This is a genomic window from Allobosea sp. GW821-FHT03A12, from assembly GCF_058986765.1.
In genome coordinates this window covers 416306-435861 of record NZ_JBYSVZ010000007.1, presented here as the reverse complement: position 1 = coordinate 435861, position 19556 = coordinate 416306, and the positions used below count along the sequence as shown (strand labels likewise).

Here is a 19556-nt window from a genome sequence, read left to right as displayed (position 1 = left end):
TCCACGTCTTTCTTCGGGGGGCGTCGTGTCCAAGACGTGGATGCTCGCCACAAGGGCGAGCATGACGGCGTGGGGGCGTTCGCCGCCTACCCCACCTGTCCCGGCAACAAGCTCTTCGCCACGCTCTCAATGCGCTCGGCCGCGGCGACGAGGGCGGCGGCCGCCTTCTCCTCGACCTCGCCCGCCCGCTGGTCGGCGAAGCCGGCGTCGCCCTGCAGCGAGTGCAGGCGGCCTTCGAGCGTCTCGACCTTCTTCTTCAGCTCGGTGACCTCGTCGGCGACCATCAGGGCGGCCATGACATGCAGGCGCATGTCGCCGATCTCGCCGAAGGCCTGGCGCATCTCCTCGATCTTGCCGTCATAGAGCTGGGCGAGCGCCTCCAGATGCGGCTCCTCGCCTTCGCCGCACGCCATGCGGTAGGCCTTGCCGGCGATGGTGACGTTGACCTGGGGCATCAGGCGTCCTGCTCGGCTTCTTCGTCAGGTTGGGCTTCGGCGCGGGCGATCACTTCGGCCAGTGCCGTCATGGCGCGATCGAGCTTGCGGTCGACCTCCTGCGCGACGCCCTCGACCTGGCCGATCCGGGCCATGGCTCCGTCGAGCTCGACGGCGAGGCGGGCGCGATCGTCCTGCATCAAAGTGAGTTCGGTTTCGAGATTGGCGCGGCCACGCTCGACCTCGAGCCGCCTGCGGGCGGCTGCTTCGAGCTGGCCGAGCGCGCCTTCGAGGCGCGACAGGGCGTGATCCAGTGCTGGAGACGCCACGCTTCTTCCTTTGCGTGCCGGCCGGAGCCGGCTCATCCGATTCGGAAGCCTAGTTTAACAAATATCGCCGTGGAAAGCGCTTTGGCCGGTGCGGTCCCATCGAAGCGTGGGGAAAACTCGATATCTGCGTCCCTGCAGGCGAATTGACTCCGCTTGAGCGGGCGGCCTATCGAACGCGCGACCTTTTTCTCAAGAGTTCGCTGCTCGCCGCCGGCCAGCTTCGGCGCGAGCCTCGTTCCGCCCCCGCCGGAGAGATTCCATGACGACGCCTGCGATCGACCGCGCCCAGCACGAGCGGCTCGCCAACGCCATCCGCTCCCTCGCCATGGACGGCGTCGAGCAGGCCAAGTCCGGCCATCCCGGCCTGCCGATGGGCGCGGCGGACGTCGCGACCGTGCTGTTCACCCGCATCCTGAAATATGATGCGGCCGAGCCGCGCTGGCCCGATCGCGACCGCTTCGTGCTCTCGGCCGGCCACGGCTCGATGCTGATCTACGCGCTGCTCTACCTCACCGGCACGCCGGGCCTGGAGCTCGACGACCTCAAGAAGTTCCGCCAGCTCGAATCGAAGACGCCGGGCCATCCCGAGAACTTCATGACCGCCGGCGTCGAGACCACCACCGGTCCGCTCGGCCAGGGCCTGGCGACCGCCGTCGGCATGGCGATGGCCGAGCGCATGCTCGCCGCCGAGTTCGGCAAGAAGCTGGTCGACCACAAGACCTATGTGCTGGCCTCCGACGGCGACCTGATGGAGGGCATCAGCCAGGAGGCGATCGCGCTCGCCGGCCATCAGAAGCTCAACAAGCTGATCGTGCTCTGGGACGATAACGGCATCTCGATCGACGGGCCGCTCTCGATCTCCGATTCGGTCGACCAGCTCGCCCGCTTCAAGGCCTGCGGTTGGAAGGCTGAACGGGTCGACGGGCATGATCCCGACGCGATCGAGGCGGCGGTCCGCCGCGCCCAGAAGTCGAACAAGCCGACCCTGATCGCCTGCAAGACCGTGATCGGCTTCGGCGCGCCGAAGAAGGCCGGCACCTCCAAGGCGCATGGCGAGCCGCTCGGTGCGGAAGAACTCGCTGCTGCCAAGAAGGCGCTCGGCATCACCGGCGGTCCGTTCGAGGTCGCGGCCGATGTGCTCAAGGCCTGGCGCGGCTTCGGCGCCACCGGCTTCGCCGAGCGCAAGGAATGGAATACGCGCCTCGCGGCACTGTCCGAGCGCAAGCGTGGCGAGTTCGAGCGCCGCCTGGCCCACACCGTGCCGGCCAAGCTCGCCAAGACGCTGGTCGCCCACAAGAAGGCGCTGGCCGCGAACCCGGTGACGGTCGCGACCCGCAAGGCCTCGGAGCTGGCGCTCGACGTGATCGTGCCGGTGATGCCGGAGCTGGTCTCGGGCTCGGCCGACCTGACGCCGTCGAACAATACGCGCGCCAAGGGCTTCGAGGACTTCACGCCGAAGACCCCGAAGGGCCGCTATGTCCGCTACGGCATTCGCGAGCACGGCATGGCCGCGGCGATGAACGGCATCACCCTGCATGGCGGCTTCCGCACTGCCGGCGGCACCTTCCTGGTCTTCGCCGACTATGCCCGTCCGTCGATGCGGCTCGCCGCGCTGATGGGCCTGCCGGTCGTCTACGTCATGACCCATGATTCGATCGGCCTCGGCGAGGACGGCCCGACCCACCAGCCGGTCGAGCAGATCGCCAGCCTGCGGGCCATGCCGAACATGCGCGTGCTGCGACCCGCCGATGCGATCGAGACGGCGGAAGCCTGGCAGATCGCGCTGGAGCGCACCGACGGCCCGACCGTGCTGGCGCTCTCGCGCCAGAACCTGGCGCCGGTCCGCACCGATGCCTCGGCGACGAACCGCTCGGCCAAGGGCGCCTATGAATTGCTGGCGGCCGAGGGCGGCAAGGCGCAGGTCTCGCTCTTCGCCTCAGGCTCCGAGGTCGAGATCGCGGTCGCTGCCCGCAAGCTTCTGGCCGACAAGGGCATTCGCGCCCGCGTCGTCTCGGTGCCCTCGCTGGAAGCGCTGCTGGAGCAGGACGAGGCGACCAAGGCTGCGATCATCGGCGAGGCCCCGATCAAGATCGCGGTCGAGGCTGCCGTGCGCTTCGGCTGGGATGGCGTGATCGGCGCCGATGGCGGCTTCGTCGGCATGTCCTCCTTCGGGGCGAGCGGCCCCTACAAGGAGGTCTACAAGCATTTCGGCATCACGCCGGAGGCGGTGGCCGAGGCTGCTATCAAGCGTCACAACGGCTGACCTGCCTCAAATTTTTAAGGCCTGCCCTTGCGTTCCGCCATGGTTTGGCCGATTTGCCCGCGTGAATGACGCCGGCTCATGCCGGTGAACGGCGAAGGAGAGGATTGAGATGACGGTCAAGGTGGCGATCAACGGCTTCGGCCGTATCGGGCGCAACGTTCTGCGCGCGATCATCGAGTCGAAGCGCAAGGACATCGAGGTCGTGGCGATCAACGATCTCGGCCCGGTCGAGACCAACGCCCATCTCTTCCGCTTCGACTCCGTGCACGGCCGCTTCCCCGGCACCGTGACCGTCTCCGGCGACACGATCGATGTCGGCCGCGGCCCGATCAAGGTGACCGCGATCCGCGATCCCAAGGACCTCCCGCACAAGGCGCTCGGCGTCGACATCGCGCTGGAATGCACCGGCATCTTCACCACCCGCGACAAGGCGGCCGCCCATCTCGCCGCCGGCGCCAAGCGCGTGCTGGTCTCGGCGCCCTGCGACGGCGCCGACCTGACCGTCGTCTTCGGCGTCAACAACGAGGCCCTGACCAAGGACCACATCGTCGTCTCGAACGCCTCCTGCACGACCAACTGCCTCGCGCCGGTGGTCAAGGTGCTGCACGACACCGTCGGCATCGACAAGGGCTTCATGACCACGATCCATGCCTATACCGGCGACCAGCCGACGCTCGACACGATGCACAAGGATCTCTACCGCGGCCGCGCCGCCGCGATGTCGATGATCCCGACCTCGACCGGCGCCGCCAAGGCGATCGGCCTCGTCATCCCCGAGCTGAAGGGCCGGCTCGACGGCACCTCGGTGCGCGTGCCGACGCCGAACGTCTCGGTCGTCGACTTCAAGTTCATCTCGAAGCGCAAGACCACGGTCGAGAAGATCAACGAGGCCATCATCAAGGCGAGCAAGCGCGGCGCGCTGAAGGGCATCCTGGCCGTCACCGACCAGCCGAACGTCTCGATCGACTTCAACCACGACCCGGCTTCGTCGACCTTCGCGCTCGACCAGACCAAGGTCATGGACGAGAAGTTCGTCCGTGTCCTGTCCTGGTACGACAATGAGTGGGGCTTCTCGAACCGCATGAGCGACACCGCGGTCGCCATGGCGAAGCTGATCTGACCCACATTCCCATCGCAGCCGCGCCGAACAGGCGCGGCTGCGCCTAGAACCGCCGAGGAACGGACCGCGCAATGAACAAGATCGAGCCGACCGTCGCCACGTCGACCACGTCCCCTGAGACCGTCATCGTGCCGCCGGCCCCGAGCATGGCCGAGATCGCGGCAGCGCGCGCCACAGAGGCGAAGCCGGCTGAGCCACTCGCGCCGAGCGATCCGCGCAAGCTCGACCAGCTCGCGCGCATCGAGGACAAGACTGCCCGGATCGAGGAGAAGTTCGCGCGCTACGAGGCGGTGCTGACCCGCGCCGAAGCCTCGCTGGAGCGCAGCGCCCAGAAGGTCGACCTCGCCGCCGGCACCATGGACTTCGCCGGCCTGCGCGAGGAGCTCTCGGCCCTGCGCCAGCGCGTCAATTCGACCCCGCGCTTTGGAGCCCTGCTGCTCACCGGCATCGTCACGGCGGTGCTGACCGTCGTCCTGACGGTGATCGTATTGAAGAGCGGCGTTCCCGGCGTGTTGCCGCCGATCCTGCCGCGATGAGCGTCCGCCCGCCCGCCGATCTTGCGGACGGGCGCAGTGTCCGCTGGCGGGCGCTGGAAGGCGACGGGCTCGAACATCTTACATTGCGCGCTGAGGCGAATGGCCTCCGCGCCGATGCCGCGCTGGTCGGCGAGCGTGATGGAAGCCGCTTCGGTGCGACCTATCGCATCGATTGCGACGCCGATTTCACGGTGCGTTCCTTCAAGATCGAAACGACCGACGGTCGTGGTCTCGCCATGACGCGCCACGACGGCGGCTGGCACGATAGCGAGCGCGGCCATCTGGCGGCCTTCGACGCCTGCATCGACATCGACCTCTCCGCCACGCCTTTCACCAACACGCTGCCGATCCGCCGCTGCGCCTGGCAGCCTGGCCAGCAGCGGCGGATTGCGATGCTGTTCGTGCCGTTCGACAGCTTCGAGCCTTTCGTCACCGAGCAGGTCTACACTTGCCTGGAGCCGAGGCTCTTCCGGTTCGAGACGGCCGATGGCAGTTTCATCGCCGAGCTTCCGGTCGACGAGGATGGCCTCGTCATGGATTATCCCTGCCTGTTCCAACGTCTGTAAGAGAGCGCCCTCCATGCCTGCTTTCCGCACCCTCGACGACGCCGATCTCGCCGGCAAGCGCGTCCTCGTCCGTGTCGATCTCAACGTCCCGATGGAGGAGGGCAGGGTCACCGACACTACCCGGATCGACCGCATCCTGCCGACGATCCGCGAGATCGCGCAGAAGGGCGGCAAGGTCATCCTGCTGGCGCATTTCGGCCGGCCGAAGGGACGCGACGAGAAGAACAGCCTGCGGCAGGTCGTGCCGGCGCTGGCCCACGCGCTCGGCCAGCCGGTGATCTTCGTCGGCGACTGCATCGGCCAGGAGGCGCCGAAGGCGATCGCCGCCGCCAAGAACGGCGAGATCCTGCTGCTGGAGAACACCCGCTTCCACGCCGGCGACGAGACAAACGATCCGGAGTTCGTCAAGGCGCTCGCCGCCAATGGCGATCTCTATGTCAACGACGCCTTCTCGGCCGCCCACCGGGCCCATGCCTCGACCGAAGGGCTGGCGCATCTGCTGCCGGCCTATGCCGGGCGCACCATGCAGGCCGAGCTGGAAGCGCTCTCGGCCGGCCTCGACAATCCCGCCCGGCCGGTGATGGCGATCGTCGGCGGCGCCAAGGTCTCGACCAAGCTCGAACTGCTCGGGAACCTCGTGCAGAAGGTCGACGTGCTCGTCATAGGCGGCGGCATGGCCAACACCTTCCTCGCCGCCCGCAGCGTCAATGTCGGGAAGTCGCTCTGCGAGCACGATCTCGCCGACACCGCCCGCGAGATCGAGGCGAAGGCCAAGGCGGCCGGCTGCGAGATCATCCTGCCGGTCGATGCGCTGGTGGCGCGCGAATTCAGGGCCAACCCCGGCCATCGCGTCGTCTCGATCGGCGAGGTCGGAGCCGACGAGATGATCCTCGACGCCGGTCCGCTCAGCGTCGCCGAGGTCGTGCTCAAGCTCAACACCGTCAAGACCGTGGTCTGGAACGGCCCGTTCGGCGCCTTCGAGCTGCCGCCCTTCGACACGGCGACGGTCGCAGTCGCCAAGGCGGTGGCGGAGCGCGTCCGTGACGGCAGGCTCGTCGCCGTGGCCGGTGGCGGTGACACGGTCGCGGCGATGAACCATGCGGAAGTTGCCGAGGACCTTACTTATGTCTCGACCGCCGGTGGCGCCTTCCTCGAATGGATGGAGGGCAAGGCCTTGCCAGGCGTCGAGGCGCTGCGGAGGGGCTGATCGGCGGTCACGACTTGCGGTCGTGGATGTTTATGCTATGTTCTCGTTACGGCATGATGGTTTCGTCGGAGCCACGATGCGATGAGCGAGAATGTTCAGACCGCAATGTTCGAGGTCCTGAAGAAGATTCAGGCCCAGCTCTCCGAGCACGACAAGCGCTTCGACGCCGTTGACAAGCGTTTCGACGAAGTCGGCGATCTCGTCCGCAAGCAGCGCCGCGACACGGCTGGCCTGCTCGTCATGGCCAAGGCCGTGACGGGCGACTTCGCCGAGCAGGTCGCGGCGATCGAGGAGCGCGTTCGGGTCCTTGAAGCGCGCGGCCGCTGATCGCGTTCACTTTTTTGGCCGGTTTCGCTTTGCGTCCGCCACAGTTCGATTCTAAACCCTCCGGATAAAGCAGAGCCCAACCGGAGGATCATCGTGGCCCGCATCACGCTTCGCCAATTGCTCGACCATGCCGCCGAGAACGACTATGGCGTTCCGGCCTTCAACATCAACAACATGGAGCAGGCGCTCGCGATCATGGCTGCGGCGGACGCGACGGATGCGCCGGTGATCATCCAGGCCTCGCGCGGGGCGCGCTCCTACGCCAACGACATCATGCTCAAGCACATGATGGACGCGGTGACCGAGATCTATCCGCACATCCCGGTCTGCGTGCATCTCGACCACGGCAACGAGCCGGCGACCTGCATGACCGCGATCCAGGCCGGCTTCACCTCGGTGATGATGGACGGCTCGCTCAAGGCCGACGGCAAGACCCCTGGCGACTGGGACTACAATGTCGGGGTGACCAAGACCGTCACCGACATGGCCCATCTCGGCGGCATCTCGGTCGAGGGCGAGCTCGGCGTGCTCGGCTCGCTCGAGAGCGGCGAGGGCGAGAAGGAGGACGGCCACGGCTTCGAGGGCAAGCTCAGCCACGACCAGCTGCTGACCAATCCGGATGAGGCGGTGAAGTTCGTCGCCGAGACCAAGGTCGATGCGCTCGCCATCGCCATGGGCACCTCGCACGGCGCCTACAAGTTCACCCGCAAGCCCGACGGCGCGATCCTGGCGATGCATGTCATCGAGGAGATCCACAAGAAGCTGCCGAACATGCATCTGGTCATGCACGGCTCGTCCTCGGTGCCGCAGGATCTGCAGGATGTGATCAATCAGTATGGCGGCAAGATGCCCCAGACCTGGGGCGTGCCGGTCGAGGAAATCCAGCGCGGCATCAAGCATGGCGTGCGCAAGATCAACATCGACACCGACAACCGGATGGCGATGACCGGACAGATCCGCAAGATCCTGTCCGAGCATCCCGGCGAGTTCGACCCGCGCAAGTATCTCAAGCCGGCGATGGAGGCGATGACCGCCCTCTGCAAGAAGCGGCTGGAAGAGTTCAACACCGCCGGCCAGGCTTCGAAGATCAAGCGCGTCATCACCCTGGCCGACATGGCCAAGCGCTACGCCAAGGGCGAACTCGACCCGACCTTCGGCGCCAAGAAGGCGGCGTGACGATCCCTTAGGTCGGTACTTCGGCCTTCGCAGAATAAGGACGCCCGGCTCAGGCCGGGCGTTTTTCGTTTCCGCTGGGTGTCAAACAGGCCGATGCGGCGCGCGCCGTCAGGCGACGCGGTTCTGCTTGCTCAGATTCTCGAAGGCTTCGGTCAGGCTCCCGGCCCGCTGCGCCAGCGTCTGGGCGAGGCCGAGCATCTCGCCGACGCCGGTTCCGGCGGCTTGGGCGGAGTCGTTGACGCTGGCGATGGCCTGCGCCACCTCCTGCGTGCCCTGCGAGGCGTAGCTGATGCTGCGGGCGATCTCCTGGGTCGCCGCCCGCTGTTCGTCGACGGAGCTCGCGATCGTCAGGGTCGTCTGGTCCATGTCGCCGACGAAGCCGACGATGCTCTCGATCGCCTCGACCGCCTCCTGCGTCGCCGCCTGCATGGCCGGGACCTGGGCGGCGATCTCGTCGGTCGCCCTGGCGGTGCGCGCGGAGAGCTGCTTCACCTCCTGGGCGACGACCGCAAAGCCGCGTCCGGCCTCACCGGCGCGAGCCGCTTCGATGGTGGCGTTGAGGGCGAGCAGATTGGTCTGCGCGGCGATGTCGCGGATCAGGTCGACGATCGAGCCGATCGTCTGCGCCGACTGCGCCAGGCCCTTGACGATCGCCTCCGTCCGCAGCGCAGCATTGCTGGCGTCGTGAGCCTTGGTGGTGGCGCGGGCGACTTCTCCGGAGATCGCGCTGAGGGAGATGGACAGCTCCTCGGTGGCGCTGGCGACGCTGCCGACATTGTCGGAAGCCTCGTCCGATGCCCGGGCGGCTGCGACGGCCTGCACGCCGGTCTCCTTGACGAGCCCGTTCATCGTGTGGGCCATCTCCTCGACGATGCGGGCGCTCCCTGTCACGGCGCCGACGACGTCGCGGATCGTAACCTCGAAGGCCGAGATTTCGCGCCGCGTGCGCTCGCGGCTCTCGTGCTGGACATGGCTATAGGTCTCGAGCAGCAGTTCGAGGTCGAGTTGCACAGCCTTGTTCAAGGCGGCGCGCAGGGCGATGCGCCGGTTGTATTCCTTGGCGTGCCAGACATGGCTGAGCTTGGCGAGGCCGTCGCGCAGCAGGCCGAGCTCGGCGCCGATCGCGTTGCCGACGATCGCATGACAGATCGCGACGGCATGGGCGGGAACGCCATTGTCGTTGAAGATGCCGGCGAGAGCGTGCGCGGACTGCAGATAGCCGTCGTCGAGCTCGCCCGAGACCAGCCTGATCCAGTGCGCCAGCCGCAGCTCGTGCACGTCCGGCCGCTGCATGGCGCTCAGGATCTCGGGCCAGGCCTCGAAATGCGAGTGCAGCTCCGGCAGCAGGGTCGGCAGGCGCCGGCGGGCGAAGTCCGCCTGCTGTCGCAGCTGGGCGATATCGGCGGCGTCGATCCGGAAGGTCCGCAGGCGCGCCGTATGCTCGACGATAGCGTTGGTCATGCGCGCTGTGTTCGATTCCGCTGGAGGGCTCAAGGCGACATTGCTGGCAGTTCGCCAACAAACGCTTAAGCCTGACGCGGAGAGCGAGTAGGTTGGAAAGGCTGCGGCTGCGCTTGCCTCGCCCCGAGCCGGCTGAGTATAAGCCGGCCGGCGCATAAACAGCGGAGATCAGGGCGTATGGCCGGCCATTCACAGTTCAAGAACATCATGCACCGCAAGGGCAAGCAGGACGCGGTGCGCTCCAAGCTGTTCTCGAAGCTGGCCCGTGAAATCACCGTCGCCGCCAAGATGGGCATGCCCGACCCGAACATGAATCCACGCCTGCGCATGGCCGTGCTGGCGGCGCGGGCCGAGAACATGCCCAAGGACAATATCGAGCGCGCCATCAAGAAGGCGCTCGGCGGCGAGGGCGAGAACTATGACGAGGTCCGCTACGAGGGCTATGGTCCCGGTGGCACCGCCGTGATCGTCGAGGCGCTGACCGACAACCGCAACCGCACCGCCTCCGCCGTCCGCTCCTATTTCACCAAGTCCGGTGGAGCGATGGGCGAGAGCAACTCGGTGTCGTTCATGTTCAACCGCGTTGGCGAGATCAGCTATGCGCCGGAGGCGGGCGACGCCGACAAGGTGATGGAAGCGGCAATCGAGGCTGGCGCCGACGACGTGATCTCGGACGAGAACGGCCACGTCATCCTGTGCGCCTTCGACGCTCTGAACGAGGTCTCCAAGGCGCTGGAAGCGTCGCTCGGCGCGCCGGCTTCGGCCAAGCCGGTCTGGCGGCCGACCACGACGGCGCCGCTCGACGAGGAGAAGGCCGCGTCGATGATGAAGCTGATGGAAGCGCTCGACAATGACGACGACGTCCAGAACGTCTTCGCCAATTTCGAGATCGCCGACGACATCATGGCCAAGCTCGGCGGCTGAGCGCGGTCGTCATTCTCGGGCTTGGACCGTAGCAGTCCGGTTCGATCGATCGGAGACGATCGAGGCGCGGGGAACCCTCTCCTGGAAGGAGAGGGCAGGGGGAGGTGTGGGCGGCTCGACCAGCGAGGCGCTGCGCCCACCGCGCGGTCAGATTCAGGCCAACGTTTTCAGTCCGAACACCTGCCCCTACTTCTCTCCTTCCACGAGAGGGGATCCCGCGCATGCTCGGTCATCTCTCCTTCACTACCGCCCGACCAGCGCGTCCCAGAGCGGCAGGCTGACGAGCGCGCTGAGGAAGATCGTCAGATAGGCGATGCGGCGAAAGGTCTGCTCGGAGGCGATGCCGAAGGCATGCGTGCCGAGCCAGAGGCCGATGCCGTAGATCGCAAAGAGCGGCAGCGCCATCAGGGCGGAAGCGAGGGTGATGATGCCCTTCAGCGTCAGGATCGTGCCGCTGATCACCGTGCTCAGGCCGATATAGGTCTGCAGGTTGGCGCGGGTCTTGTGCCGGTCGTTGCGCTGGGCGCCGAGCCAGAACACGGCGAGCGGCAGGCCGCCGATGCTGGCGAGGCCGTTGCACAGGCCGGATGCGGCGCCGACCCCGAGCGAGAGCGGGAGGCCGGGCTTGCCGTGGTAGCGCCAGCCCGAGGCCATCAGCGCGACCGCCGCCAGCACGAGTACCGCCAGGATCCAGCGCATGGTCTGCTGGTCGAGCCAGGTCAGCAGGGCGATGCCGACCGGCAGGGTCAGCGTCGCGGCGATCAGCAGCGGGATGACCTCGCTCCATTCCGCGCGCTTGGCCGCCCTGAACCCGATCGGCAGGGCGAAGGGCATGTCGATCACCCAGATCAGTCCGAGCGCCGCGACGGGACCGAGGACGAGCGAGGCCAGCGGCATGAACACCATGGCGAAGCCGAAGCCGGTGAAGCCGCGCACCAACCCGCCGAGGAAGGTCGCGAGGAGGAGGATGGCGATGCCCTGGAGCGTGACGCCGGGAAAGAGCAGGGAAAGGAGATCGGTCATCATGCCGCCGGAGAAGGATTTTCTTTCCTTCACGCAAGGCGCGGGACGATCAACCCCCGTCGCTGTGATGGCAGCGATGAGCCCTGTTCATCGATGCGCGAGCGGCGCTCCGCCCTTCACCCGCCGATCCGGACAGTCGGCGAGACGGTTGGGCCGGTACCTTACGAAACTTTAATGGAGCCCATCATCTCGCGTTCATCTTGGCGGTCCTAGCGTCCTTTTGCCGCGTGACCTTCCGGAATGGCCCGCCAGGCCGACGCAGCGCCCACCCGGCCCCATAGGGGGATGACGCTCATGACACGCACCAGATTCGCGCTTGCCGCCGGCCTTCTCGCGCTCAGCGGCGGTTTCATGCTGCAGACATCGTCGCCGGCGCTCGCGCTGTCGATGAAGGAGTGCAGCACCAAGTATAACGCGGCCAAGACCAGCAACACGCTCGGCGGGCAGTCCTGGAACGATTTCCGCAAGGCGCAATGCGGCGACGCAGCCGCACCCGCCGCGGCGACGCCCGCCGCGACTGCCGCGCCGACGGCGACAGCTCCCGCCAAGCCGGTTGCTGCGGCACCCGCGGCTGCGGCCAAGCCCGCGGCCAGCGCTCCTGCCGCCGCCAAGCCCGTCGCGGCCGGCAATGTCGTGTTCCCGAGCAAGGTCGATCCGAAGTATTCGACGCTCTCGGCCGGCAAGCAGCGCTTCAAGACCTGCAATGACCAGTACGACGCCAACAAGGCCAATGGCGGCAATGGCGAGCTGAAGTGGATCCAGAAGGGCGGCGGCTACTACAGCCAGTGCAACACCCGGCTGAAGGGCGCTTGAGCGCCTTCATCCATCCGCGTCGCGACAGCAGGGTCGGGGTGTCGCTCCGACCCTGCACGAACCGGCTGGATGCGCAGGGGCCTGATCGGGCATAGCGTTCGCGCATGTCCGATCCGATTCGCATTCTCGGCCTCGATCCCGGTCTCAGGAAGACCGGCTGGGGCATCGTCGTCAGCGAGGGCACCAAGCTCTCCTTCATCGCCTGCGGCGTGGTCGAGAGCGACGAGAAGCAGGCACTGGCCGATCGCCTGCGGCAACTGCACGAGGGCATCGCCGACGTGATCGCGCGGCATCAGCCGCAGGAGGTCGCCGTCGAGGAGACCTTCGTCAACCGCGATCCGCAATCGGCGCTGAAGCTCGGCCAGGCCCGCGGCATCGCCTTGGTCGTGCCGGCGCTGGCCGGGCTCGACGTTGCCGAATACGCCGCCAATCTGGTGAAGAAGACGGTGGTCGGCGTCGGCCATGCCGACAAGAAGCAGGTGCAGGCGATGATCCGCGTGCTGCTGCCCAAGGCCGAGACGCGCAGCGCCGACGCCGCGGACGCGCTCGCCGTGGCGATCTGCCATGCCCAGCACCGTGGCGCCCGGGCGCTGCTGGCGCAGTATCAGCTGCGGAAGGCGTAGAGCTCGGCGTCCGGGTCGCCCTTGCCGGTAAGGCCGGCGCGGACGATCTCGGCGCCGACGCGGCTATAGGTGATGCCGTTGCCGCCGAAGCCCATCACCGCCCAGCAATTCCTGAGGTCCGGCATCGGGCCGATGGTCGGCAGCCCGGTGATCGAGGCGCCGAAGGTGCCGGTCCAGGCATAGTCGACCTCAGTCGAGAGCTGAGGCAGGAGTTGGCCGAGCTTGCGCTGGATCGCTGTCGTTTTGCGTTCGATCAAGGCGTCGCGCTTGTCCTCGTCGACGAAATCCTCGTCCTCGCCGCCGCAGATGACGCGGCCGTCTCGGGTCGTGCGCAGATAGAGATAGGGATCGGACGCCTCCCAGATGAAGCAGCACCGCGGCCAGAGGCTGCCTTTCTGCGGCGCGGTGGCAAGGGCCCAGGTCGAGAGCACGCCATGACCTTTCGGCATCGCGCCGAAGGGCAATTCGTAGCCGGTGCAGAAGATGAGGTGGCGGCAACGGATGTGGTGGCCGTCCTTGGTGCGCAGGCTGACCGAGCGTGGCTTGGCGTCGAGGTCGACGATCTCCACGGGCCAGGCAAGACGGGCGCCGCGGGAGATCGCGGCGCGCAGGAAGCCGGTCGCGAGCACGACCGGATCGGCCTCGATGTTGTCGTAACCCAGCAGCGCCGCATCGCGGCCGATGCCGAAGCGTGCCTTCAGCGTGGCTGCATCGAGCAGCGCCGTTTCCAGCCCGGCGCGGCGGCGCGCCTCATGCTCGCGACCGAGCCCTTGGGCATCCAGCACGTCGCCGGCCAGGTAGAGCGAGTCGCGGCGGATGACGGGCGCGATCGACAGCGCCCTGATCCGTGCCCCGAGGCCGTCGACGGCGAGGCGGGAGCGGCGCCAGGCGCGGATGGCCGCTTCCTCGCCGATCTGCTGTGTCAATTTGATCAGGGGCTGGTCGACCTCGAACTGCAGCAGGGCGGTGCTCGCCGGCGTCGAGCCGCGCACGGGACCGCGGCGGTCGACGACCAGGACGCTGAAGCCTGCTTCGCTCAGCATGTCGGCCTGCATCGCGCCGGAGATGCCGGCGCCGATGATCACGACGTCGCTCTCGGTATCCTCGGTGATGCCCAGCTTGGGAAAGCGCGGTGGCCGCTCGCCTTGCCAGACCGAGCGCCCGGTCCGCAGGTCTCGTTGTTTCGTCAGCACTTTGATGCTCCCCCAACTCGTCGGTGGAGAACGCGCGGCTGCCCTGATTGATCCGGTCTGGCGGCGGGCTGCCGCCATGCTAACAGGAGGCATGATCGGAAAGCTCAAGGGCCTCATCGATTCGTATGGCGAGGACCATGTCATCGTCGACGTGCAGGGCGTCGGCTATGTCGTGCAATGCTCCTCGCGCACGCTGCAGCGCTTGCCCAAGGTCGGCGAGGCGGCGGCCCTGTCGATCGAGACCCATGTCCGCGAGGACGCGATCCGGCTCTACGGCTTCATGTCGGACAACGAGCGCGACTGGTTCCGGCTGATGCAGATGGTGCAGGGCGTCGGCGCCAAGGTCGCGCTCGCCATTCTCTCGACGCTCGAGCCCGGTGCGCTCGCGACCGCGATCGCCAGCAACGACAAGGCGGCGGTGGCGCGCGCGCCCGGCGTCGGCCCCAAGCTCGCCCAGCGCATCTGCGCCGAGCTCAAGGACAAGGCGCCGGCCTTCGGCCATGTCGACCCGGCGCTGGCCCAGCTTTCCGGCGCGCTCGAGGACAAGCGGCTGCCGCAGCCGGTGGCGGACGCCGTCTCGGCGCTGACCAATCTCGGCTACCCGCAGGCGCAGGCAGTCGCAGCGGTCGCGGCCGCCTCGCGCGAAGCCGGGGAGGGCGCCGGCACGGCCCAGCTGATCCGGCTCGGTCTCAAGGAGTTGGCGAAATGAGCAAGGGACCGACGGTGATCTTCCGGGAGATCGCCGACAAGTCGGCCTTTCTCGCGCTGATGATGCGGCACTGGGGCTCGCATCGCATGATGATCGGCTCGAAGCTCTATGACTGCGCCGAGCTGCCTTTGATCGGTATGTTCACCGCCGAGAGCGAATTGCTGGCGGTGGCGAGCTGGGCCCGCGACGGCGATATCGCGGTGCTGTGCGCGCTGCACTCCCTGAAGGAAGGGGAGGGCGCGGCCTCGCGCATGCTGGAGGCGGTCAAGGCGGCGGCCAAGGCGGCCGGCGCGCGCAAGCTCCGGGCGATGCTGACCAATGACAATATGCCGGCGCTGGTGTTCTACCAGAAGCACGACTTCCGCTTCTCCGGCCTCTATATCGAGGCGATCGACGCCTATCGCGCAATGGTTCCGACGATCATCAAGACCGGCTACCAGGACATCCCGGTGCATGACGCGCTGGAGCTGGAGATCGAACTGTAGGCGATCGCCTCCCCCAAGGTTCGGCGTGCCGGAGCATCAGTCGTTGGCGAAGGTCAGCCTGGTCAGGGCGCCCCAGCTCGGCAGGTTCAGAAGCTTGGCCCAGCCCTCGCGATGCCGGAGCAGATCGTTGCAGGAGCTCGAGAAGCCGGTCTCGTCGCGATACCAGGCCCAATCCTTCTCGCGTTGCAGCGAGTAATAGCCGAGCTGCTCGAAGATGTTGCGCGGCTTGTCTTCCTTGAGGGCCTTGCGGGTCGCCATCAGGAACTTGTTCCACTGCACCAGGCATTGCTCGATGTCGTCGAGCACGGCGTCCAGCACGGCGACATAGGCCTTGACGTTGGCGCTCACCTCCTCGACCTCGCGCAGATAGGCGGGGTAGCGAACCTTGTCGAACAGGATGCCGGCGGGAGCGTCCGGCAGGGTCTCTGGCGCTGAGCCGGTCATCCCGGTCGCGTCCTTGATCACCTTCTGCAGTGTGTCCATCCCGGCCTGGATACCGCGCATCTGCTCGCGCTTTTCGCTGTAGCGGCCTTCGGCGCGTAGCGCCTGGAACAGTGCTAGGGCGTGCACGGAGTGCATGTTGAGCACCAGGGAGGGAATGCGCAGCCCGACCATCAAGCCCGCTGGTATGGCTGTGCTTTCCGTGACCTTGCCGGTGATGATGGCGAGCGTGCCCGGTGCTCCCGCGAGCTTGTGCAGGCCGACGCCGAGCAGGAAACTGGCTGCCTTGTACATGTTCTGGAAAATCTTGGATTCCCAATCGGCCATGATGTCCTCCGGGCTCGTCAAAGTGGGAAAGCGTAATCCTTCTGTGCTGCCCGGCCGGTTTGCTCGCATCTGATCCGAATTCGCGGACGAGGGAGCCTTCAAGAATTGCATCGTCAGCGCCGCTCGAATCCGCTACGCCGCTGGCCATGAGCACGTCGCGACCTGGGCTGATGTCGGCCGACAAGCGCGAGGACGACAGCGAGGCCTCGCTGCGGCCGCTTTCGCTCGCCGATTTCACCGGGCAGGCGGCGGCGCGCGCCAATCTTCAAGTTTTTATCAATGCCGCCAAAAGTCGTGGCGACGCGCTCGACCACGTCCTGTTCGTCGGCCCGCCCGGCCTCGGCAAGACCACGCTGGCGCAGATCGTAGCCCGCGAGCTCGGCGTCAGTTTCCGCTCAACCTCCGGACCGGTGATCGCCAAGGCCGGAGACCTCGCGGCGCAACTGACCAATCTCGAAGAGCGCGACGTGCTCTTCATCGACGAGATCCATCGCCTCAACCCGGCGGTGGAGGAGATCCTCTATCCGGCGATGGAGGACTACCAGCTCGACCTGATCATCGGCGAGGGGCCGGCGGCGCGTTCGGTCAAGATCGACCTGCCGAAGTTCACTTTGGTCGGCGCCACCACCCGCGCCGGCCTGCTGACGACGCCGTTGCGCGACCGCTTCGGCATCCCGATCCGCCTGCAGTTCTACACGGTCGAGGAATTGCAGGGCATCGTCGCGCGCGGGGCGCGGGTGCTCGGCGTGCCGATGTCGGATGACGGCGCCAACGAGATCGCACGCCGCTCGCGCGGGACGCCGCGCATCGCCGGGCGCCTGCTGCGGCGCGTGCGCGATTTCGCCATCGTCGATGGCGACGCGATCGTCACCCGCAAGGTCGCCGACAAGGCGCTCGGCCTGCTCGATGTCGACGCGATCGGCCTCGACCAGATGGACCGCCGCTACCTGACGACGGTCGCGATCAATTTCGGCGGCGGGCCGGTCGGCATCGAGACCATTGCCGCCTCGCTCTCCGAGCCGCGCGACGCGATCGAGGAGATCATCGAGCCTTTCCTGCTGCAGCAGGGCTTCATCCAGCGCACGCCGCGCGGCCGCCTTTTGACCCCGCACGCCTTCCGGCATCTCGGCATGCCCGAGCCGAGCCGGGAAGGCGCGCAATTCGGCCTATTCGGGGACGACGGGGAGGAGGCGTGATGCGCAAGGCTCTTGCTCCGGCGCTGGGGCTCATCGGGCTCGTCGCCGCATCGGCCATACCGGCCCGGGCCGATGACGGCGTGCCGCGCGGCCCGGTCGCCGATGCCTATGCGATCACGATCAAGACGCTCGCCGGTAAGGGCAAGCCGGCCTGGCGTCCGCCGCATCGTGACCGCCTGATGAGCCGGGAACTGGCCGCGCTCTTTGCTCGCGACGATCTCTATCAGGAGGAGAGCGGCGATATGGGCCAGATCGACGCCGACCCGTTCCTCAACGGCCAGGACGGCGAGATCAAGAAGCTGAGCCTCGACACGATTCCCGTCGCGGCCGGCAAGGCGACGGTCGTTGCCAGCTTCCGCAGCTTCGGCAAGCCGGTGACGGTGCAGTTCAAGATGATCCGGGAGAACGACGGCTGGCGCATCGACGACATCGTCGACCAGTTCGAGGGCAAGGATTATTCGATCCGCACCGCGCTGTCGCAGCCCTATGACTGCGGCTCGTTCATGGGCAAGCCCTGCAAGCGCTGACGTCTCGCAGGGCGCCCGGTCACGGCACCTATCTATTGACGGGCGATCTTGGCGCGCATCATGGCGGGGCGAGCGCCGGCATCCTTGAGCGCACCGGACTTGGCCGCCTTCCGGTTCGTGACCGGGCGCATGCCTTCGCCCGCGGTGCGGCTCGCCGGGCGCTGCAGGGCCCGCTCGCGCTGCTTCAGCGCCAATGCCTTGCGGGCAAGGCTGCGCTGGCTCGGAGCGTGCAGCTTTTCGGTCCGCCGGGTCTGCTCGGCCCCGACGCGCTTGAGCGCCACCGTGAGCGCGTCCGCCTTAGCCTTGGTGCCTCGATTGTCCGAGGCCGGCCGCGTGCCTTGCGGTGCCGCCTTGCCGCGGAATTCACGGCGCTGCTGCCGGGCGATGCCGCGGGCCCGATCGCGCTTCTCGCGCAGGATGCGGGCGAGATCGCGCAGGTTCTCGTCGTTTTCGCCCGAGAGCTTGCCGCGCCGCGTGCGCGCCACGAGGTCGAACTCCGACTGGTCGAGAAGTCGTTCGAGCGCCTTGGCCGAGAGTGACATGAGCTGTCTCCTTGAGATCGCGCCCCCGTCAGGGACTATGCCGGTGTGGCGCTTTTGTTCCTACGGTCATTTGCGCGCCGTGCGGCTCGCCTATAAGCCCACCGGCATGGCCAGCCCGCATCAGATCTCCGTCCGCGTCTATTACGAGGACACCGACTTCTCCGGCGTCGTCTACCACGCCTCCTATCTGCGCTTCATGGAGCGCGGCCGCACCGAGCTGATCCGCGACCTCGGCATCGAGCAGCGCGAGCTCTTCGACGGCGATGCGGCGCTCGGCTTCGCGGTCAGGCGCATGCTGATCGATTTCGTCAGGCCGGCGGTGATGGACGATCTGCTCACGATCGAGACCAGGCCGACCCTGGCGCGCGGCGCCACCATGGAGCTCGACCAGCGCATCCTGCGCGGCGAGGAGGTGCTGGTCACGGCGCAGGTCAAGGTCGCCTGCGTCGGCGGCGGCAAGGCCAGGCGCATCCCGGACGTGCTGCGGCATCGCCTCGGCCTGGAAATCATCTGATCGCGCTCGCCGCCCGCTGGCATCGACGCTGGCGGATCGCCATGTTAGGGCCCGTAACATGAGCTGGAAACGCAACGAGCCCGAGCAGCCGCGGGGCTACCACCACGGCAATCTCAAGGAGGCGCTGGTCCGCGCCGCCCTCGGCCTGATCGGTGAGAAGGGGCCCAACGGCTTCACCTTCGCCGAGGCCGCGCGCATGGCTGGCGTCAGCCCGGCGGCGCCCTACCGGCACTACCGCGACCGTGACGAGCTGCTGGCCGATGTCGCGGTTCATGGCTTCGCCGCCTTCGAGACGGCCCTCGCCACGGCCTGGGACAATGGCAGGCCCGATCCGGAGACGGCGTTTCACCGGCTCGGCCGGGCCTATCTCGCCTTCGCCCATGACCAGCCGGCCTTCTATTCGGCGATGTTCGAAGCGGGGGTGCCGCTCGATGCCAGCCCCGAACTGCGCGCCGCCGCCGATCGCTCCTTCCAGCAACTGCGCCAGGCGGCGGAGACGCTGATCGCGGCGCTGCCGCAGGGCAAGCGCCCGCCGGCGCTGATGATGGCGCTGCATATCTGGGCGATGTCGCACGGCGTCGCCGCCCTGTTCGGCCGTGCCGATGCCGGCCGCCGGCCGTTGCCGATGTCAGCGTCCGACCTGCTGGAAGCGGGAATGCTGATCTATCTCAAGGGCCTGGGCCTGCCGCCCGAGCAGGCGGGCTGACCTCCTTTCGAATTTTTTGATCCGGCTGTCTTGAAAGCCTTGGCAGTTGCGTCCAGATATGTGAATGTGATTTACATTCACACGGTCGGCGAGGGCCGGATCCGATCAACCTGG

Annotated in this window: 23 protein-coding genes; 16 read left to right on the top strand and 7 right to left on the bottom strand. The window is 67.3% G+C overall.

The genetic code is table 11. The annotated features are described in order from the left end of the window. Nucleotides 1-86: 86 nt before the first annotated feature. Nucleotides 87-455 carry a cell division protein ZapA gene (locus AC3WLC_RS27405; RefSeq protein WP_493687048.1) on the bottom strand — a complete coding sequence of 123 codons (369 nt, stop codon included), beginning with the start codon at nucleotides 453-455 and terminating at the stop codon, nucleotides 87-89. Beyond that, nucleotides 455-763: a DUF4164 family protein gene (locus AC3WLC_RS27400; protein ID WP_493687047.1), complete on the bottom strand. Its 309-nt coding sequence runs from the start codon at nucleotides 761-763 to the stop codon at nucleotides 455-457. Before AC3WLC_RS27400 ends, AC3WLC_RS27405 begins: the two co-directional genes overlap by 1 nt. A 259-nt stretch (nucleotides 764-1022) precedes the next feature. On the opposite strand from AC3WLC_RS27400, the gene tkt reads away from it, so the two are divergent. From tkt to fba, 7 genes are all read left to right on the top strand, one after another. Beyond that, nucleotides 1023-3026 (top strand): transketolase, encoded by a 2004-nt coding sequence (gene tkt, locus AC3WLC_RS27395; protein WP_493687046.1) that lies wholly within the window; start codon nucleotides 1023-1025, stop codon nucleotides 3024-3026. A 109-nt stretch (nucleotides 3027-3135) separates the two neighbouring features. Beyond that, complete coding sequence (gene gap, locus AC3WLC_RS27390; protein WP_493687045.1) at nucleotides 3136-4146, top strand: type I glyceraldehyde-3-phosphate dehydrogenase; 1011 nt, start codon at nucleotides 3136-3138, stop codon at nucleotides 4144-4146. 71 nt (nucleotides 4147-4217) lie between these two features. Continuing rightward, on the top strand, nucleotides 4218-4682 hold the full coding sequence (locus AC3WLC_RS27385) for a hypothetical protein (RefSeq protein ID WP_493687044.1): 465 nt from the start codon (nucleotides 4218-4220) through the stop codon (nucleotides 4680-4682). Continuing rightward, complete coding sequence (locus AC3WLC_RS27380) at nucleotides 4679-5248, top strand: putative glycolipid-binding domain-containing protein (RefSeq protein ID WP_493687043.1); 570 nt, start codon at nucleotides 4679-4681, stop codon at nucleotides 5246-5248. Before AC3WLC_RS27385 ends, AC3WLC_RS27380 begins: the two co-directional genes overlap by 4 nt. Before the next feature lie 13 nt (nucleotides 5249-5261). Continuing rightward, a complete protein-coding gene (locus tag AC3WLC_RS27375) occupies nucleotides 5262-6455 on the top strand; it encodes a phosphoglycerate kinase (protein ID WP_493687042.1) in 1194 nt (397 codons plus the stop codon). Nucleotides 6456-6536: 81 nt separating this feature from the next. Beyond that, nucleotides 6537-6782: a hypothetical protein gene (locus AC3WLC_RS27370; protein ID WP_493687041.1), complete on the top strand. Its 246-nt coding sequence runs from the start codon at nucleotides 6537-6539 to the stop codon at nucleotides 6780-6782. A gap of 93 nt (nucleotides 6783-6875) precedes the next feature. Then, a complete protein-coding gene (gene fba / locus AC3WLC_RS27365; RefSeq protein ID WP_346360004.1) occupies nucleotides 6876-7958 on the top strand; it encodes a class II fructose-bisphosphate aldolase in 1083 nt (360 codons plus the stop codon). A 108-nt stretch (nucleotides 7959-8066) separates the two neighbouring features. Here fba and AC3WLC_RS27360 read toward each other — a convergent pair whose 3' ends face one another. Continuing rightward, nucleotides 8067-9419: a methyl-accepting chemotaxis protein gene (locus tag AC3WLC_RS27360; protein WP_493687040.1), complete on the bottom strand. Its 1353-nt coding sequence runs from the start codon at nucleotides 9417-9419 to the stop codon at nucleotides 8067-8069. A 177-nt stretch (nucleotides 9420-9596) separates the two neighbouring features. Here AC3WLC_RS27360 and AC3WLC_RS27355 point away from each other — a divergent pair, with 177 nt between their 5' ends. Further along, entirely contained in the window at nucleotides 9597-10343 is a 747-nt protein-coding gene (locus tag AC3WLC_RS27355) for a YebC/PmpR family DNA-binding transcriptional regulator (protein WP_493687039.1), read from the top strand. Between the two features lie 243 nt (nucleotides 10344-10586). Here the strand turns inward: AC3WLC_RS27355 and AC3WLC_RS27350 are convergent, their stop codons facing one another. Continuing rightward, nucleotides 10587-11366, bottom strand: coding sequence for a sulfite exporter TauE/SafE family protein (locus AC3WLC_RS27350; protein WP_493687038.1), 780 nt, complete (start codon nucleotides 11364-11366; stop codon nucleotides 10587-10589). Nucleotides 11367-11651: 285 nt separating this feature from the next. On the opposite strand from AC3WLC_RS27350, the gene AC3WLC_RS27345 reads away from it, so the two are divergent. Next, nucleotides 11652-12179 (top strand): hypothetical protein, encoded by a 528-nt coding sequence (locus AC3WLC_RS27345; protein ID WP_493687037.1) that lies wholly within the window; start codon nucleotides 11652-11654, stop codon nucleotides 12177-12179. 104 nt (nucleotides 12180-12283) lie between these two features. Further along, nucleotides 12284-12802, top strand: a complete 519-nt coding sequence (gene ruvC / locus AC3WLC_RS27340; RefSeq protein ID WP_493687036.1) for a crossover junction endodeoxyribonuclease RuvC — start codon at nucleotides 12284-12286, stop codon at nucleotides 12800-12802. Here ruvC and AC3WLC_RS27335 read toward each other — a convergent pair. After that, nucleotides 12784-13995, bottom strand: coding sequence for an NAD(P)/FAD-dependent oxidoreductase (locus AC3WLC_RS27335; RefSeq protein WP_493687035.1), 1212 nt, complete (start codon nucleotides 13993-13995; stop codon nucleotides 12784-12786). The two genes, ruvC and AC3WLC_RS27335, sit on opposite strands and share 19 nt — an antisense overlap. A gap of 91 nt (nucleotides 13996-14086) precedes the next feature. Between AC3WLC_RS27335 and ruvA the strand changes: the two genes are divergently transcribed. Beyond that, nucleotides 14087-14704 carry a Holliday junction branch migration protein RuvA gene (gene ruvA / locus AC3WLC_RS27330; RefSeq protein ID WP_493687034.1) on the top strand — a complete coding sequence of 206 codons (618 nt, stop codon included), beginning with the start codon at nucleotides 14087-14089 and terminating at the stop codon, nucleotides 14702-14704. Beyond that, nucleotides 14701-15189, top strand: a complete 489-nt coding sequence (locus tag AC3WLC_RS27325; protein WP_493687033.1) for a GNAT family N-acetyltransferase — start codon at nucleotides 14701-14703, stop codon at nucleotides 15187-15189. Before ruvA ends, AC3WLC_RS27325 begins: the two co-directional genes overlap by 4 nt. Before the next feature lie 36 nt (nucleotides 15190-15225). Here the strand turns inward: AC3WLC_RS27325 and AC3WLC_RS27320 are convergent, their stop codons facing one another. Further along, nucleotides 15226-15957, bottom strand: coding sequence for a hypothetical protein (locus AC3WLC_RS27320; protein ID WP_493687032.1), 732 nt, complete (start codon nucleotides 15955-15957; stop codon nucleotides 15226-15228). A 170-nt stretch (nucleotides 15958-16127) separates the two neighbouring features. On the opposite strand from AC3WLC_RS27320, the gene ruvB reads away from it, so the two are divergent. Both ruvB and AC3WLC_RS27310 read left to right on the top strand, forming a co-directional pair. Continuing rightward, a complete protein-coding gene (ruvB, locus tag AC3WLC_RS27315; protein WP_493687031.1) occupies nucleotides 16128-17153 on the top strand; it encodes a Holliday junction branch migration DNA helicase RuvB in 1026 nt (341 codons plus the stop codon). Continuing rightward, nucleotides 17153-17680: a DUF3828 domain-containing protein gene (locus tag AC3WLC_RS27310; RefSeq protein ID WP_493687030.1), complete on the top strand. Its 528-nt coding sequence runs from the start codon at nucleotides 17153-17155 to the stop codon at nucleotides 17678-17680. Before ruvB ends, AC3WLC_RS27310 begins: the two co-directional genes overlap by 1 nt. Before the next feature lie 32 nt (nucleotides 17681-17712). On the opposite strand, the gene AC3WLC_RS27305 is transcribed toward AC3WLC_RS27310, so the two are convergent. Then, a complete protein-coding gene (locus AC3WLC_RS27305) occupies nucleotides 17713-18222 on the bottom strand; it encodes a hypothetical protein (protein ID WP_493687029.1) in 510 nt (169 codons plus the stop codon). 106 nt (nucleotides 18223-18328) lie between these two features. On the opposite strand from AC3WLC_RS27305, the gene ybgC reads away from it, so the two are divergent. Both ybgC and AC3WLC_RS27295 read left to right on the top strand, forming a co-directional pair. Further along, nucleotides 18329-18736 (top strand): tol-pal system-associated acyl-CoA thioesterase, encoded by a 408-nt coding sequence (gene ybgC, locus AC3WLC_RS27300; protein WP_493687159.1) that lies wholly within the window; start codon nucleotides 18329-18331, stop codon nucleotides 18734-18736. 58 nt (nucleotides 18737-18794) lie between these two features. Continuing rightward, the gene (locus tag AC3WLC_RS27295) at nucleotides 18795-19442 is read left to right on the top strand and encodes a TetR/AcrR family transcriptional regulator (protein WP_493687027.1); all 648 of its coding nucleotides are present in this window, start codon (nucleotides 18795-18797) and stop codon (nucleotides 19440-19442) included. Nucleotides 19443-19556 lie beyond the last annotated feature (114 nt).